Annotated in this window: 13 protein-coding genes; 6 read left to right on the top strand and 7 right to left on the bottom strand. The window is 68.5% G+C overall.

From position 1 onward, the window contains the following. Positions 1–9 precede the first annotated feature (9 nt). From DIE23_RS33185 to DIE23_RS33175, 3 genes are all read right to left on the bottom strand, one after another. Positions 10–870 carry an oxaloacetate decarboxylase gene (locus DIE23_RS33185; RefSeq protein WP_124616344.1) on the bottom strand — a complete coding sequence of 287 codons (861 nt, stop codon included), beginning with the start codon at positions 868–870 and terminating at the stop codon, positions 10–12. A gap of 118 nt (positions 871–988) precedes the next feature. Further along, entirely contained in the window at positions 989–1,849 is an 861-nt protein-coding gene (locus DIE23_RS33180; RefSeq protein ID WP_124616342.1) for a MurR/RpiR family transcriptional regulator, read from the bottom strand. 55 nt (positions 1,850–1,904) lie between these two features. Continuing rightward, positions 1,905–2,258, bottom strand: coding sequence for a YgiW/YdeI family stress tolerance OB fold protein (locus DIE23_RS33175; RefSeq protein WP_124616340.1), 354 nt, complete (start codon positions 2,256–2,258; stop codon positions 1,905–1,907). Between the two features lie 227 nt (positions 2,259–2,485). Between DIE23_RS33175 and DIE23_RS33170 the strand changes: the two genes are divergently transcribed. The 5 genes from DIE23_RS33170 (at position 2,486) to DIE23_RS33150 (ending at position 6,416) form a co-directional block, all read left to right on the top strand. Continuing rightward, positions 2,486–3,148, top strand: coding sequence for a response regulator (locus tag DIE23_RS33170; protein ID WP_124616338.1), 663 nt, complete (start codon positions 2,486–2,488; stop codon positions 3,146–3,148). Continuing rightward, on the top strand, positions 3,145–4,521 hold the full coding sequence (locus DIE23_RS33165) for an ATP-binding protein (RefSeq protein ID WP_124616336.1): 1,377 nt from the start codon (positions 3,145–3,147) through the stop codon (positions 4,519–4,521). Before DIE23_RS33170 ends, DIE23_RS33165 begins: the two co-directional genes overlap by 4 nt. A 281-nt stretch (positions 4,522–4,802) precedes the next feature. Continuing rightward, a complete protein-coding gene (locus DIE23_RS33160) occupies positions 4,803–5,249 on the top strand; it encodes a MarR family winged helix-turn-helix transcriptional regulator (RefSeq protein ID WP_124616334.1) in 447 nt (148 codons plus the stop codon). 35 nt (positions 5,250–5,284) lie between these two features. Continuing rightward, on the top strand, positions 5,285–5,653 hold the full coding sequence (locus tag DIE23_RS33155) for an antibiotic biosynthesis monooxygenase (protein WP_124616332.1): 369 nt from the start codon (positions 5,285–5,287) through the stop codon (positions 5,651–5,653). A gap of 562 nt (positions 5,654–6,215) precedes the next feature. Further along, the gene (locus tag DIE23_RS33150) at positions 6,216–6,416 is read left to right on the top strand and encodes a hypothetical protein (protein ID WP_124616330.1); all 201 of its coding nucleotides are present in this window, start codon (positions 6,216–6,218) and stop codon (positions 6,414–6,416) included. A 515-nt stretch (positions 6,417–6,931) separates the two neighbouring features. On the opposite strand, the gene blaPEN-bcc is transcribed toward DIE23_RS33150, so the two are convergent. After that, on the bottom strand, positions 6,932–7,825 hold the full coding sequence (gene blaPEN-bcc / locus DIE23_RS33145) for a PEN family class A beta-lactamase, Bcc-type (RefSeq protein ID WP_124616328.1): 894 nt from the start codon (positions 7,823–7,825) through the stop codon (positions 6,932–6,934). 117 nt (positions 7,826–7,942) lie between these two features. On the opposite strand from blaPEN-bcc, the gene penR reads away from it, so the two are divergent. Then, a complete protein-coding gene (gene penR, locus DIE23_RS33140) occupies positions 7,943–8,833 on the top strand; it encodes a beta-lactamase transcriptional regulator PenR (protein WP_124616326.1) in 891 nt (296 codons plus the stop codon). A gap of 497 nt (positions 8,834–9,330) precedes the next feature. On the opposite strand, the gene DIE23_RS33135 is transcribed toward penR, so the two are convergent. The 3 genes from DIE23_RS33135 to DIE23_RS33125 all read right to left on the bottom strand — a co-directional run. Beyond that, the gene (locus DIE23_RS33135) at positions 9,331–9,582 is read right to left on the bottom strand and encodes a hypothetical protein (RefSeq protein WP_059447090.1); all 252 of its coding nucleotides are present in this window, start codon (positions 9,580–9,582) and stop codon (positions 9,331–9,333) included. A 100-nt stretch (positions 9,583–9,682) separates the two neighbouring features. Continuing rightward, positions 9,683–11,908: an amylo-alpha-1,6-glucosidase gene (locus tag DIE23_RS33130; RefSeq protein WP_124616324.1), complete on the bottom strand. Its 2,226-nt coding sequence runs from the start codon at positions 11,906–11,908 to the stop codon at positions 9,683–9,685. A 156-nt stretch (positions 11,909–12,064) separates the two neighbouring features. Then, positions 12,065–15,164 (bottom strand): autotransporter domain-containing protein (locus DIE23_RS33125; RefSeq protein ID WP_124616322.1); only part of this gene is annotated, 3,100 nt, incomplete at its 5' end.

Genomic DNA, 15,164 nt, shown 5'->3' with positions numbered 1-15,164 from the left:
TATCGGCGCTCATTGTTCAAACCGGACGGGCGAATTGTCCGGCGCCGAAAACCAGCGATTGAGGTCGCGCCCCGGTACCGCCGCTTGCGTGAACGTGAACGTGCCGTCGCGCGCCATTTCCGTCGCGGCGCGCAGGAACGCGCCGAGTGCGGCCCGCGCCAGCGCGCCGCCGACGCTGACGCGCTTCACGCCGAGCGCCGCGAGCGCCTCGAGGCTCAGCAACCCGCCCTGCAGCCCCATCACGACGTTGACCGGCGCGCCGACCGCGCGCGTGATCGCCGCGATCTCGTCGGGATCCGTCACGCCCGGTGCGTACAGCACGTCGGCGCCCGCATCGCGGTACGCGACCAGCCGCGCGATCGTATCGGCGAGGTCGTGGCGGCCGTGCAGGTAATTTTCGCAGCGCGCGGTCAGCGTGAACGGAAACGGCAGCGCGCGCGCCGCGTCGACCGCCGCCGCGATGCGCTCGACCGCCGCGTCGTGCGGATAGATCGGCGCGTCGGCGCGGCCGGTCGCATCCTCGATCGAGCCGCCCACCGCGCCGGCGCCGGCCGCCAGGCGGATCGTCTCGGCGACCGTGTCGGGCGCGTCGCCGAAGCCGTTCTCGAGATCGGCGCTGACCGGCAGGCCGCCCGCGGCGACGATCTCGGCGATGTGGCCGAGCATGTCGTCACGGCCGATCGCGTTGTCGGGCCGCCCTCTCGAAAAGGCGAAACCGGCGCTCGTGGTGGCGAGCGCGTCGAAGCCGGCCATCGCGAGCAGCCGGGCGGAACCGGCATCCCACGGGTTCGGGATGATGAAGGCGCCGGGGCGCGTGTGCAGCGCGCGAAAAGCCTCGGCTTGGCGGAACTGCAGGTTGGAATCGGACATCGGTGTCTCCTCGGAACGGGAGACGTCAGCATACGCGCGCGCGGTACCGCGACGGTTCAGGGCGCGGTGAAATGTCGATGTGGATGCCAGGGCCTCGCGCGCTCAGCGCGGTGTGCCGCTACACGACATACGCGCCCTTCGCATGCAGTTCCGCTTCCGTGCGCTCGAGCGCCGCGATCGCATCGCTGCCTTCGAGCGCCAGCAACTGCGCGACCAGCGTCTCGGCCATCGCATGCGCGGCGACCAGCGACGGAAAGAACGACGGGCTGTCGTGCGTGAAGATCAGCTGCGCGTCCGCATGCAGCGCGATCGGCGACACCGCGCTGTCGGTGATCGCGACGATCTTGCTGCCCTGCGCCTTCGCCGCCTGTGCGACGCGCGTCGCTTCCGCCGAATACGGTGCGAAACTGACGACCACGGTTACGCTCTGCTTCGCGATCGTGCGCAACTCCATCTCGAGCGAGCCGGCGACGCCGTTGAGCAACGACACGGTCGGCCGGAACAGCCGGTAGCCGTATACGAAACCGAACGCAACCGGATAGCACGACCGGAACCCCGCGACGTGCACGTGCGACGCCTTGCGGATCAGCTTTGCGGCGTCCGCGAGCGCGTGCTCGTTCTGCGCGGCGGTGGCGGCGAGATTGTGCTGCTGGGCGGCAAGCAGGTCATGCGCCAGCGACGCCTTCGCGTCGGGCCGCACGAGCGAACGCGCACGCTGCGTGAGCGGCTCGGGACGCGTGCGCACGCGCGCGACGCACAGGTCGCGCAGCTCGTTCCAGCCGGGGAAACCGAATTGCTGCGCGAGCCGCACGAGCGACGCGGGTTGAACCTGCGCGCGCTGCGCGACCTTGCGCATCGACGAAGTGGCAACCTCGTCGGGATGATCGAGCAGAAATGCAGCGCCCGCCTGGAATTGCGGGCTCAGTTCGGAAAATTGCGCCCGGATCCGGGACGCGAGTTCGTCGAAATTGGCAGCCATCTTGGTGAGAGCGGGAACCGGTCGTCCATGGTATCACCGGCCCCGCACGCACCGGTCAGTGCAGCACTTCGACCCGGTCGATGTCGACCTTCGTCTTGCCCGACCACTTGCGCTCGAACTCGCCGGTCAGCTTCACCTCGCTCTGCTCGCTGACGGGCTGGCCCGCGGCCCACAGCTTCTTGTCGATCTCGACGCGGATCGTGCCCGTCGCATCGGCGAACTCGTAATCCTCGTCGCCGACGTGCTTGACGATGCGCCCCTGCAACTGCACGTGCTGGTCGTCCTTGCCGTTCGCGAGCAATTCCTTCACGGTCGTCGTGGTGAGCGTGGACGGCCCCGTGTATTCCGCGTGAGCGGCGACAGACAGCGTGGCAAGTGCGATAGTCAGGATGCTGGCCAGTTTTTTCATGATCTCGTTTCCTCTTCTTCGGTGGTGCGCCGTGCTCCGGTTGAGCGCGACGATCCAAGATTACGGGCCGTAAGATTAAGCAAACCTGAAGGCACGCCAAAGCGACACGACGCCGCATTGGACAAGTACGAAAGCGCGGCCAGCCGCCGGTCTTTAAGCTCGGCCTAAGACACCTGCGCTTATCATGGGAACCCCGGGCGCTTGCGCCCGCCAACAGACACGAATCCATGCGCGTACTGCTCGTCGAGGACGATCCGCTGATCGGCAGCGGGCTCGAACAGGGCCTCAAACAGGAAGGCTTCGCGGTCGACTGGGTGAAGGACGGCGACGCCGCGTCGCTCGCGCTGCGCTCGACCGGCTACGGCCTGCTGCTGCTCGACCTCGGGCTGCCGAACCGCGACGGCCTGTCGGTGCTCGCGTCGCTGCGCCGCCGCGACGAAACCCTGCCCGCGATCATCATCACCGCGCGCGACGGCGTGCCGGACCGCATCGCCGGCCTCGACAGCGGCGCCGACGACTACCTCGTCAAGCCGTTCGTGCTCGAGGAACTGCTCGCCCGCATTCGGGCCGTCAACCGCCGCCACGCGGGGCGCGCGCAAACGACGCTCGCGATCGGCCCGCTGCGGCTCGATCCGGTCAAGCACCTGGTCTGGCTCAACGACGAGGAAGTCACGCTGTCGCCGAAGGAGTTCGTGCTGCTGCACGAGCTGATGCGCGACCCCGGCGCGGTGATCTCGCGCGAACAGTTCGAGGAACGGCTGTACAGCTGGGGCGAGGAAATCGAAAGCAACGCGGTGCAGGTGCATATCCACAACCTGCGCAAGAAGCTCGGCCACGACTTGATCCGCACGGTGCGCGGCGTCGGCTACCGGATCGGTGACGGCGCATGACGAGTCTGCAACACGCGATCGCGCGCTGGCGCAGCGCATCGCTGCGGCGGCGCCTCCTGATGTGGCTGCTGCCCGCCGCCTGCGTGATCGGGCTGGTCGCGAGCGCGGGCACTTACTGGGGCGCGCTGCGCGAGCTCGACGATCTCCTCGACGACCAGATGCGCAGCATGTCGAAGCAGATCGTCGTCGGCCCGAACGGCGAGCTGTCGTTCCGCAACCATGACGACGGCAAGCACGACTTCGAGGCCAGCGATCCCGACGCCGTGCTGCTGCAGGTCTGGCGCAACGGCACGCTGGTGTATTCGACCGATCGCGAATCGTCGCTGCCGCCGCCGACCCGGACCGGCATCGCGAGCGTCGACGTCGGCGGCCAGCCGTGGCGCACCTATGTGACCGAACGCGGCGGCACGACGATCCGGCTCGCCCAGGCGCGCCATGCGCGCTGGGAAGCGATCGCGGGCATCGCGGTGCACCTGCTGTGGCCGGTGTTCTCGATGCTGCCGGTGCTCGCGATCGGGCTGTGGTTCGGCATCGGCGCAGGGCTGCGGCCGCTGCGCACGATCGCATCCGGCCTGAAACGCAGGAATGCGAACAATCTCGAGCCGGTCGACGTCGCGTCGATGCCGAACGAGGTCCGCCCGCTCGCCGAGGCGATCAACGACCTGCTCGCGCGGCTCGACCGTTCGTTCACGCTGCAGCGGCACTTCATCGCCGATGCCGCGCACGAGCTGCGCACGCCGATCATGGGGCTGTCGATCCAGTCGCAATTGCTGCGGCGCGCGTCGACGTCCGACGAGCGCGAGCAGATTCTCGCGCAGATCCATGCCGGCACGACACGCCTCGGCCATCTCGCCGAACAGTTGCTGACGCTCGCGCGCCTCGAACCCGACGCGCAGGCGTCCGCCTCGGCCTCCAAGCCCGTCGATCTCGCCGCACTGTGCCGCTCGGTGGTCGCCGACCGCACGCGCGTCGCGGATGCGCACCGCATCGACCTCGGCGCGATCGTGTCGTCGCCGGTGATGGCCGCCGGCAACATGGACACGTTGCGCGTGCTGCTGAACAACCTCGTCGACAATGCGATCCGCTACGCGGGCGATGGCGCGCGGGTCGACGTGTCCGCGCGCCTCGACGGCGCGACGCCCGTGCTCGAAGTCGCCGACGACGGCCCCGGCATTCCGGAAGCCGAGCGCACGGACGTATGGGAGCGCTTCTATCGCGGCGAAGGTGCGCAGGCCGTCACGTCGTCGGGCAGCGGGCTCGGGCTGTCGATCGTCAAGCGGATCGCCGAACAGCACCGTGCGACGGTCGCGCTCGGCACGACGCAAGGCGGGCGCGGGCTGACCGTGACGGTGCGCTTTCCGGTGCCGGCCTGACACACGGCCGATGGGTGGCTTTTCCACAGATTGTGTTGGCAAGCTTGTGGACAACCAGCCGCTAACGGCAGCAAGCCATTGATCTGAAAGGGGTTGGCGATCGTGCGCAGCGAATGCGCCAACCCGCGCCGAACCGGCGCACGTCTCGACGCGACATCGCGTACCGATCCTCCCCCCTTCCCGAGCCGACGCTGGCTTCCAGCCTCGGCGAGATACAATCCACATTGACAACTAGTTGTCTATTACGTAAAGTAGTTGTCAATTCATCACGCATCTCGACCATGACGAAACCCGCCAAGTTGACCGCCGTCGCGCTGTCCGTCTTCCGGCTGAACGGCCTGCTGATCGAATGGGGCAATACCTTTGCCGCGCCGCACGGCCTGACCAGCGCGCGCTGGCAAGTGCTGGGCGCCATCTCGATGGCGCCGGAAGCCCCGAACGTCCCGCAGATCGCCGACGCCATGGGCATCACGCGGCAGGCCGTCCTGAAACAGATCAACGTGCTCGTGGAAGAAGGCCTGGTGCAACCGCTGCCGAACCCGACGCACAAGCGCTCTCCGCTGTATGCGCTGACCCCGCGTGGTGCCGCGGCCTACCAGGCGGTGGTCGGGCAATGGCAACAGCATGTCCGCGACATCTCCGGCCAATTCAGTTCGGCCGATCTCGATGCGGCGATTCGCGTGCTGTCGACGATGTCCGGCGCTCATGCGCCGAACGGGCAAGCGTGATCGCACCTTCAACCCATGACTTGCAGGAGTACCCCATGCCCCATTTCAAACCGATGGACCCGACCTTTCCGATCCAGCAACAGCTCGGCATCGACGCGCAGCCCGTCGTCCTCGTCAACGTCTTCACGCTGGATCCGGCCGATGAAGCGGATTTCCTGGCCGTGTGGAAGGACGACGCCGAGTTCATGAAACGGCAACCGGGATTCATTTCGACGCAGCTCCATCGCGCGCTCGGCGACAGTCCGACTTACTTCAACTATGCGATCTGGGAGTCGACCGACGCGTTTCGCGCGGCCTTCACGCATCCGGCGTTCGTCGCCAAGCTCTCGGCCTATCCGTCGTCCGCCGTCGCGAGCCCGCACTTGTTCCAGAAAGTCGCCGTGACGGGCATTTGTACCGCGTGAGTCGATGCACGTACCGGCGCAGCGCACGGTTTGCACGATGTGCCGCGCAGCGCGATCGCCACGCGGACTTCTCCACAGAAAATGTTGGCAAGCTTGTGGATATCCTGCGCACCGCAACGCTAAGCCCTTGATCAAAAGGACTTTGGCACGCGTGATGCAGACGCGGCGCGCGCCGTGGTGTCACACGCGCCGGTTCGCCGCACTTCGCATCACGATGCCACGTCGATGCCCCACTGCGGTGCGATGCGCGTCGTCGCACCACTTACCCACAGATTTTGTTGGCAAGCTTGTGGATATCCTGCGCACGCATCGGCTAACCCGTTGATCGGCCAGTGATTCATGCGCCACGTCACCGTTGCGGCAGCACGCGGTCCGCCCTCGCGCGCAGACGGACGATCCGACGCAACAGCAGCACCCTGCCCGCAGCTTGACGCCCGCACACGCCACGCGTCACGATCACACGAGCCGCACGCGTCGCACATCACGAGACTTCACGCAGCGGCACCGCGGGCCGGCCATTCCGCCCGCATCGGACAACGACACATCAATTCCGAGGAAGACCATGGAACACTTCACCGCAGGGCAGTTGATCGTCTCGCTCGTGCTCGTCGCGATCGTCGTCTATCCGTATGTCCGCATCGTTCGGCGTACCGGACATTCAGGCTGGTGGATCCTGACGATGTTCGTCCCGGTCCTGAACTTCATCATGTTGTGGGTATTCGCGTTCGCACGCTGGCCCGCGGTCGACGATCGGCATGGCTGATCATCGGGCAGGCAAACTCGCAGGCTTGTCCACAGATTGTGTTGGCAAGCATGTGGATAGCCTGCGCATACCGCGACCAAGCGCTTGATCCGAAAGACTTTGTCCGCGCCGCTTCGAATGCGGCACGCGACGGGCAAAGCGCCGTTCGCGCATCGTCATGCGACCCGACAGACCACATGTCACGCGCGCCACGCCGCTTGTCCACAGATTGTGTTGGCAAGCGTGTGGATAGCCTGCGCATACCATGCTCAAACGCTTGATCCGAAAGACTTTGTCCGCGCCGCCTCGAACCGTGCACGCAGGCCTGCAGCACGCCGGCACCGCGCCCGCTTCGCGATGAACGCCACCGCTCGCGGGCTTGTCCACAATTTTTGTTGGCAAGCATGTGGATATCCTGAGCATGCGTGACCTAAGTCGTTGATCGCACAACGTTTCGACATGCCGGTCACGACTGCGGCACGGCATGCATCCATCCATCCATCCATCCATCGATGAACGCCCGCCGCGCCGCCCGCTCAGGCGAACGCCGCGACCGCGATGCGCGCGGCGGCCGCGATCACGTCGTCCTTCGCCTTCGCATCGGCACGCGCCTGCGTGTAGTACACGACCAGCACGATCGGCGCGCGCGACCGCGGCCAGATCACGCCAGCGTCGTTCGTCGTCCCGTAGTCGCCGGTGCCGGTCTTGTCGGCCACCTGCCACCCGGCCGGCACGCCCGCGCGAATCCGCTTGTCGCCGACCTTGTTGCCGCGCAGCCAGGCGACGAGCTGCGCACGCTGCGCGGGCGGCAGCGCATCGCCGAGCGTGAGCACGCGCATGCTCGCGGCCATCGCGGCCGGCGTCGTCGTGTCGCGCAAATCGCCAGGCAACGCCGTGTTCAGTTCAGTCTCCCAGCGATCGAGGCGGAACGCGTCGTCGCCGATCGAGCGTGCATACGCGGTCACAGCCGCCGGCCCGCCGATCAGCTTCATCGCCAGGTTCGCGGCCGAGTTGTCGCTGTACTGGATCGCCGCCTCGCACAACTCGGCGACGGTCATCCCGGTGCCGACATGCTTGCCCGACACCGGCGAGTAGTTCACGAGATCGGACTGCGCAACCGTCACACGCTGCTGCAGCAACCCCGGACGCTCGACGCTCTGCGCGAGCACCGCCGCACTCAGCATCGCCTTGAACGTGCTGCAGAACGGGAAGCGCTCGTCCGCGCGATGCTGCGCACGCCGGCCGCTCGCGGTGTCGATCGCGCACACGCCGAGACGGCCGCCCGCCGCGCGCTCGAGCGCGGCAAACGACGTCGCGGACGAAACGTCCTGCCCGACGGCCGGCTGCGACGCGCATGCGGTGACGGTCAGGACGAGCGGCGCCGTCGCGGCGGCCAGCAACAGGGTTCGACGTTGCGATGAGTAGGTCATTGTCGTGTCTCTCGTGGTGGAATGGATACGGAACGGCCGGCCGGCGAGACAGCACTATCGTGACTTTACGGTTGCCTGACAAGCAACGATAATTGAGCGCTGACACAAGAAATTCTTATGACTAAGCTCCGCCCTCATCTTCCGCTGAATGCCTTGCGCGCGTTCGAATCGTCGGCGCGCCACCTGAACTTCACGCGCGCCGGCCTCGAGCTGAGCGTGACGCAGGCTGCCGTGAGCCAGCAGGTGCGCTCGCTCGAGGAGCGGCTCGGCTGTGCCCTGTTCACCCGACTGCCGCGCGGCCTCGGGCTCACCGACGAAGGACGCGCGCTGCTGCCGGTGCTCAGCGACGCGTTCAGCCGGATCGAAACCGTGCTCAAGCAGTTCGAGGGCGGGCGCTTCCACGAGGTGCTGACGCTCGGTGCGGTCGGCACCTTTGCCATAGGCTGGCTAATGCCACGGCTGAAGCACTTCGGCGATACCCACCCGTTCGTCGAGCTGCGGCTGCGGACCAACAACAACGTCGTCGACCTCGCGGCCGAGGGCCTCGATTTCGCGATCCGCTTCGGGGAAGGCAACTGGCCGGCGACGCGCAACGAGCGGCTGCTCGACGCACCGCTCACCGCGCTGTGCGCGCCGGAGATCGCGCGGCGCCTCGCGCGGCCGGCCGATCTCGCGAACGAAACGCTGCTGCGCTCGTACCGCACCGACGAATGGCTCGGCTGGTTCGACGCCGCGCAGCTCGAACCGTGGGCGGTGAACGGGCCCGTGTTCGATTCGTCGCGGCTGATGGTCGAGGCCGCGATGCAGGGCGCAGGCGTCGCGCTCGCGCCGGCCTGCATGTTCGCGCGCGAACTGCAGCTCGGCCTGCTCGCGCGGCCGTTCGACATCGACGTGCGCACGGGCGGCTACTGGCTCACGTCGCTGAAGTCGAAGCCGCTCACGCCGGCGATGACGCTGTTTCGCGACTGGATCGTTGCGGAAGCGGCCGACGCGGCGCCGGTCGATTGATGAGGCCCTGCTTGTCCACAGATTGTGTTGGCAAGGATGTGGATATCCTGGGTACGCGGGACCTAACTCGTTGATCGTGCACGATTTACGGTGACGACTCACGCATCGGGCAGCCGGTGCGCACGGGATTCGACGCACCGGCCGCCGCACGCGGGATCCTCAACCCTGAAGAAGCAATCACGTCAGACTTATCCACAGATTTTGTTGGCAAGCCTGTGGATATTCCGCCAATGTGACACGTAACATCCTGATACAAAAGAAGATTCAGTAGATCGGGCCCGGCAGGTCAACGGCGCGGCATCGTTTGCGACCTCGCAGGGGCGCACTCTGCGTCCGGTTCGGGGCAGGCCGGTTCTCCACAGATTGTGTTGGCAAGCTTGTGGATATCCTGCGTACCGGCCGGCTAACTCGTTGAGCACACGGGGTTTTGTGCGCGCCGCGCAGGATTGGGCAGCACCGGCGCGGGCCGTGCGGCCGACGCCGGTGCTGCCGGCTCATCAATGCCGGTCGAGCCCGCCGCGCAATTCGCGCGCCTTGTCGCGCAGTGCCTCGTAGCCCGAGCGCGCATGTTCGGGCAGGTCGGGATCGCCGATCAGCGCGCCGAGTGTTTCGATCAGGCTGAACAGGATGCCCTTCGCCGCACCCGCCGCGATGCTCTGCGACTCGATCGACTTGTGCAGGTGGTCGACCGCCGCTTCCAGATTCTCGAGCTTCTGCTCGCCGTCGTCGGGCCGATTGTCGGTCGTCATCGTAGGTGCCTCCGCCATCGTTCAAGGGTCATGTCACGATTCTATGCCGCTGCGCGCGGACGTGGCGCGACATTGCGCAATGTCCGCGCAGCCGCATGCGCTACAGCACCGCGACCACCTTCACCCGCCCCGGCTGCGCCGCCGACGCGATCACCTGGCCGTCGACGCGCCGGAACGTCAGCGATACGGTTTCGTCGCCGACCCGCAGCTCGTCGATGCGCAGCCAGTCGACGCCTTCGGGCAGCGCCGGGCGCTCGACGCGCACCTCGTGGCGCGCCGCATCGACGCTCACGCCGAGACACGCCTGCAGCATCATGAACGGCGCACCGGCCGCCCACGCCTGCGGCAGGCACGCGACCGGATAGGCCGTCGGCGGTTCGCCGCGCCGGCGCGGGAACCCGCAGAACAGCTCCGGCAGCCGCATCTCGAAGCTGACCGCGGCTTCGAACAGCGCACGCAGCAGGTTCACCGCGGCGGTCTTGTCGCCGTAGCGCGCGAGCCCGCGCGCGATCAGCGCATTGTCGTGCGGCCATACCGAACCGTTGTGATAGGCCATCGGGTTGAAGCGCGGCTGGCCGGCGGCGAGCGTGCGGACGCCCCAGCCCGTCTGGAACAGCGTCGAGCCGAGCACGCCGGCGACCGCCGCGCCGCGCTCGGCGTCGGGCAGCCCGAACGCGAGCAGATGGCCCGCGTTCGACGCCAGCACGTGGCACAGATCGCCGTGACCGTCGAGCGCGATCCCGTAGAACTGGCCTTCCGGCATCCAGAACAGCGCTTCGACCTGGTCGCGCAGCGTCTTCGCGCGCAGCGCATAGCGCGTCGCGTCGGCCGCGTGGCCGCGCCGGTGCGAGCACATCGACATCGCATCGAGCGCCGCGCACGCATACGCCTGCACTTCGACGAGTGCGATCGGGCCGTCGGGAAAACGGCCGTCCGCGTGAAACACCGAATCGTGGCTGTCTTTCCAGCCCTGGTTCGCGAGACCGCGCTCCGACGTGCGCTGGTAATCGAGCAGTCCGTACGGATTGCGGTCGCACTTGTCGGTCACCCACCGCGCGGCGCGCTCGAGCGCGGGCCATAGCTCGTCGATCAGCGCATCGTCGCCGGTGTGTTCGACGTACGCGCCCGCGAGCACGATGAACAGCGGGGTCGTGTCGACGCCGCCGTAATACAGCGCGAACGGCACCTCGCCCGTCGCGGCCATCTCGCTGCGGCGGAACTCGTGCATGATCTTGCCGGGCTCCGCATCGCGGAACGCGGACGTCTCGCGCGCCTGGTGCTCCGCGAGAAAGCGCAGCACGCCGCGCGCGAGCGACGGCTGCAGCCACAGCATCTGCAGCGACGTGATCACCGCGTCGCGGCCAAACGGCGTCGAGAACCACGGAATGCCCGCATACGGATACGGCCCGGTGTCGAGCTGCGTCGTGAGCAGCCCGAGATCCGCGAGCGACCGGTCGAGCCACGCATCGAACAGCGGATTGCCGGTGTTCACGCGCGCCATCGACTCGCGTCGCGAACGCATCTCGCGATGCACGCCGACGAGCGCGGTGCGCAGCGCGACGCGCCCGCAACCCGGGCCCTCGCCGTGGTGTGCCGGGCCGAGGGTCGCGTCGACGGTCAGATAGATCGACACGCACGCCTGCGCGGCGATCGTCAGCGTGTAATCGGCGCGATCGACCGACAGCGCGTCGGGCGCCGGCGAGAAATGCACGGTCACGTTGCGCTCGACCTTGTCGAGGCCGTCGTAGCGCAGCCGCACCGCACCGGCGTCGACGCGCGGCACGACCACCGTGCCGCGCGTCGGGCGCTGCGTGCCGCGCACTTCGAACATGTCCTTGAAGTCCGCCGCGAACGACAGCGACAGCGGCACCTCGGCCTCGCTCGCGCCATAGTTCGTCAGCGTCAGCGCTTCGTACAGCACGTCGCCCGCGAGCACGCGCATCCGTTCGATGTGGATCACGCCCTCGGGCGTCTCGTGGCCGCCCAGCGGCGGCAGCGGGCGGTTCGTCAGGTGCGCGGTGAACGACGCGTTGTCCGCGCTCGTCGCGCCCGACAGCAGCGACGGCGCGCGGCCGCCGAAGGTCAGACGCCAGGTCGACAGCACGCGCATGTCGTCGACGAACAGGCCGTCGTCACGGCCGCCGATGTCGCCGAGCGCGTCGCTGACGACGAACGCGTCGCCGGATTTCAATACGTACTGGTTGTTGCGCGCGAGCGCCTGCGGGTCGGCTTCGGGTGCGATGAATGCGGGGCCCGACACCCGGGTCGGGGGGACCGGCGCGACTTGCGGCGCCTGCGTCGTGGTGGCTTCGGCGTGATTCGGCATCGGTGCTCCTGTGTCGAGACGCAACGCGCGGCGCGCGTCGCGTGTTTCGCACAGGATAGGCCAGAACGAGGGAGGCGCGCAGCGCCGAAAAAGACGCGACACCCTGCGACGTTGCCGTCGCCGCGTGGTGTCGCGCACAGGCACATCGGGCGCCGCTCAGAACTTCCACAGGATATTGCCGAGCACCGCGTTGTCGCGCACGCCGCTGCCGTACTGGCCGCTGAACGTGAGGCCGAGCGTCAGGCGCTTCGTGATGGCCGCATCGATGCCCGCCTCGAGCACCGCGCTGTCGCGAGCAATCGGCACGCCCGACACCTGGAACGACGTGCCGCCGTTCGCGAACGTGAACGCCGACGACGGCCGCACGTTGCCGAACGCATGCCGCCAGCCGACCGTCCCGCGCGCGGTGAACGTGCCGCTCGCGATCGTGCCGAGCTGCGACGCGGCGCGCAGGCCGAGCGTCGAGAAGCCGACGTGGGTCGTCTGGCCGCCGGCCCGCAGCGCGGCGGCGCCGCCGCTCTCCGTATAGCCGTCGGTGTGCAGGTTCACGTAGGCCAGACCCGCGAACGGTTCGAGCGCGACCGGCCCGACCGGCAGCGCGTAGCCGACTTCGCCGAACACCTGCGCCGAATTCGCGTTGTAGCCGGCCGAATCGTGATCGGAAAAGCCCGCGAAGCCCGGATAGCGGTCGCTGTTGATCCGGTACCACGTATACGACGCCCCGCCGCGCACGCCGAGCGCGCCGTACTGCGCACCGCCGTACAGCGACAGGTAGTAGCTGTTGACCGACGCGGACGAGCTCTGGCCGTTGTCGAGCGAGCTGTGCGTGACGCCCGCGGCCAGGCCGGCACGCCACTTGTCGTTGAGCACCATGTCGGCACCGGCGATAAAGCCCGTCATGCTGCGGTTGATCGTCGACGCGTTGTCGTCGCCCGCGAGCCGGCTGCGGCCGCCGAACGCCTGCCCCCAGACCACCGGCTGATACGGCGTGCCGCCGTAGCAGCCCTCGCGCGAGCCGATCCGGCGTTCCGGCGACAGCGTCGGATCGGTCGCACCGGCCGTGTTGTCGCCGCACAATGCGGCGCCGCCCGACGACAGCGCGGCGAGCGGCCCCGATCCGGGCGCGAGGCCCTGGCGCACGCGATCGGTCACGGCCTCGCGCACGTAGCGGCTGTCGAGCAGCAGCATGCTCTTCAGGCTCGCCTGCAGTTCGCCGTCGAGCATCCCGTAGGCCCGGCGCGCGGTGGCCGCATCGGTCGTCAGCACCGTGTCGTACAGCGTGTTGCCCGCGCCGAGCGCACCGATCGCGGTCGCGACCGCGCGCTGGTTCGGCGTCGTCGCGACATCGGGCAGCGACGTGCCGTTCGCGACGAGCTGCAGGTACACGTGGTCCGGATCGTAGCTGAGCGTCGGCATCAGGAACGCGTAGTTCGAAATCACCTGGCTGAACGTGCCCTGCACCCCCGACGACGCGCTGAGGATCGTGTACTTCGTGGTCGGCTGGTAGCCGGCCTGGCTAAACGTGCCACGCCCCCCCGACGACGCGCTAAGGATCGTGTACTTCGTGGTCTGCTGGAAGCTGGCCTGGTTCGCGAGCACCTGCACGGTGCCGCCGTTCAGCGTGGCCGTTCCGCCCGCCGCGATGCTGCCGCCCTGCTGCGGCGTCACCGCGACCTGCAGCGTCGAGCCCGGCTGGAACGTGACGTTGCCGGCGACGTTCAGCGCCGCACCCGGCTGCGACGCGGCCGCGAACGCACCGCTCTGCACGACGAGGCCGCCGATCGTGCCGGTGCCCGTCAGCGTCGCGCCGTTCTGCACGGTCACGGTCGACTGGCCGAGCGAGCCGGCGACGGCGAGCGTGCCCGCGGCGACGGTGGTCGGACCGCTCAGCGTATTGGTGCCCGTCAGCGTCAGTTGTCCGCTGCCGGCCTGGGTCAGCGAACCGGTGCCTGACAGCACGCTCGCGAGCGTCACGTTGGCGGACTGGTTGAAAATCAGTGCACCGTTGTCGACGACATTGCCGGCCACGCTGCCCGACGTGCCGCCGTTGCCGAGCTGCAGCGTGCCGCCGGCGGCGATCGTCGTGCCGCCCGTGTACGTGTTGCTGCCGGTCAGCGTCTGAATGCCGGTGCCTGCGACCGTCAGGCCGCCGGTGCCGCCGATGACCCCGCCGAACGTACCGTTGCCGCTGCCGTTCAGCGCCAGCGCGTTCGCGCCGAGATTCACGGTGCTGCCTGCCGCCCCCGACAGCGCGCCGATCGTCTGCGCGCCCGCTGCGCCGCTCACGTCGAACGTCGCGCCCGTGCCCGCGAGGTTGACCGCACCCGTCGACGCGAGGCTGCCGCCCGAACCGAGCGCGAGCGTGCTGCCGCCGTTGATCGTCGTGCCGCCGGTGTACGTGTTCGCGCCCGTCAGCGTCTGCGTGCCGGTGCCCGCGAGCGTCAGGCCGCCGGTGCCGCCGATGACCCCACCGAACGTACTGGTGCCGCTGCCGTTCAGTGCCAGCGCAGTCGCGCCGAGGTTCACGTTCGTGCCGGCCGTGCCGGTCAGCGCCCCAATCGTCTGCGTGCCCGACGCGCCGCTCAGGTCGAACGTCGCGCCCGTGCCGGCGAGATTCACGGCGCCCGTCGACGCGAGGCTGCCGCCCGCACCCAGCGCCAGCGTGCTGCCGCCGTTGATCGTCGTGCCGCCCGTATACGTGTTCGCGCCCGTCAGCGTCTGCGTGCCGGTGCCCGCGAGCGTCAGGCCGCCGGTGCCGCCGATCGCGCCGCCGAACGTGCCGTTGCCGCTGCCGTTCAGCGTCAGCGCATTCGCGCCGAGGCTCACGTTCGTGCCGGCCGTGCCGGTCAGCGTGCCGAGCGTCTGCGCGCCCGATGCGCCGCTCAGATCGAACGTCGCCCCCGTGCCCGCGAGGTTCACCGTGCTGCCCGACGCGAGGCTGCCGCCCGCGCCGAGCGCGAGCGTGCTGCCGCCGTTGATCGTCGTGCCGCCGGTGTAGGTGTTCGCGCCCGTCAGCGTCTGCGTGCCGGTGCCCGCGACCGTCACGGCGCCGGTGCCGCCGATCGTACCGCCGAACATTCCGTTGCCGCTGCCGTTCAGCGTCAGCGCGGTCGCGCCGAGGTTCACGTTCGCACCGGCCGCGCCCGACAATGCGCCGATCGTCTGCGCGCCCGACGCGCCGCTCACGTCGAACGTCGCGCCCGTGCCCGCGAGGTTGACCGCACCCGTCGACGCGAGGCTGCCGCCCGAACCGAGC

It is taken from the genome of Burkholderia sp. Bp9143 (assembly GCF_003853645.1).
GTDB lineage: Bacteria > Pseudomonadota > Gammaproteobacteria > Burkholderiales > Burkholderiaceae > Burkholderia.
Note: the sequence above shows the minus strand (reverse complement) of the source record. Positions and strands in the feature narration are given on the sequence as shown.

What these genes read in the sequence shown, in the direction of transcription:
- DIE23_RS33155 (WP_124616332.1), top strand. Translation starts at nt 5,285, where the DNA reads ATGCCCCATTTCAAACCGATGGACCCGACCTTTCCGATCCAGCAACAG.
- DIE23_RS33150 (WP_124616330.1), top strand. Translation starts at nt 6,216, where the DNA reads ATGGAACACTTCACCGCAGGGCAGTTGATCGTCTCGCTCGTGCTCGTC.
- DIE23_RS33170 (WP_124616338.1), top strand. Translation starts at nt 2,486, where the DNA reads ATGCGCGTACTGCTCGTCGAGGACGATCCGCTGATCGGCAGCGGGCTC.
- DIE23_RS33175 (WP_124616340.1), bottom strand. Translation starts at nt 2,258, where the DNA reads ATGAAAAAACTGGCCAGCATCCTGACTATCGCACTTGCCACGCTGTCT.
- DIE23_RS33180 (WP_124616342.1), bottom strand. Translation starts at nt 1,849, where the DNA reads ATGGCTGCCAATTTCGACGAACTCGCGTCCCGGATCCGGGCGCAATTT.
- DIE23_RS33165 (WP_124616336.1), top strand. Translation starts at nt 3,145, where the DNA reads ATGACGAGTCTGCAACACGCGATCGCGCGCTGGCGCAGCGCATCGCTG.
- DIE23_RS33130 (WP_124616324.1), bottom strand. Translation starts at nt 11,908, where the DNA reads ATGCCGAATCACGCCGAAGCCACCACGACGCAGGCGCCGCAAGTCGCG.
- penR (WP_124616326.1), top strand. Translation starts at nt 7,943, where the DNA reads ATGACTAAGCTCCGCCCTCATCTTCCGCTGAATGCCTTGCGCGCGTTC.
- DIE23_RS33185 (WP_124616344.1), bottom strand. Translation starts at nt 870, where the DNA reads ATGTCCGATTCCAACCTGCAGTTCCGCCAAGCCGAGGCTTTTCGCGCG.
- DIE23_RS33135 (WP_059447090.1), bottom strand. Translation starts at nt 9,582, where the DNA reads ATGACGACCGACAATCGGCCCGACGACGGCGAGCAGAAGCTCGAGAAT.
- DIE23_RS33160 (WP_124616334.1), top strand. Translation starts at nt 4,803, where the DNA reads ATGACGAAACCCGCCAAGTTGACCGCCGTCGCGCTGTCCGTCTTCCGG.
- blaPEN-bcc (WP_124616328.1), bottom strand. Translation starts at nt 7,825, where the DNA reads ATGACCTACTCATCGCAACGTCGAACCCTGTTGCTGGCCGCCGCGACG.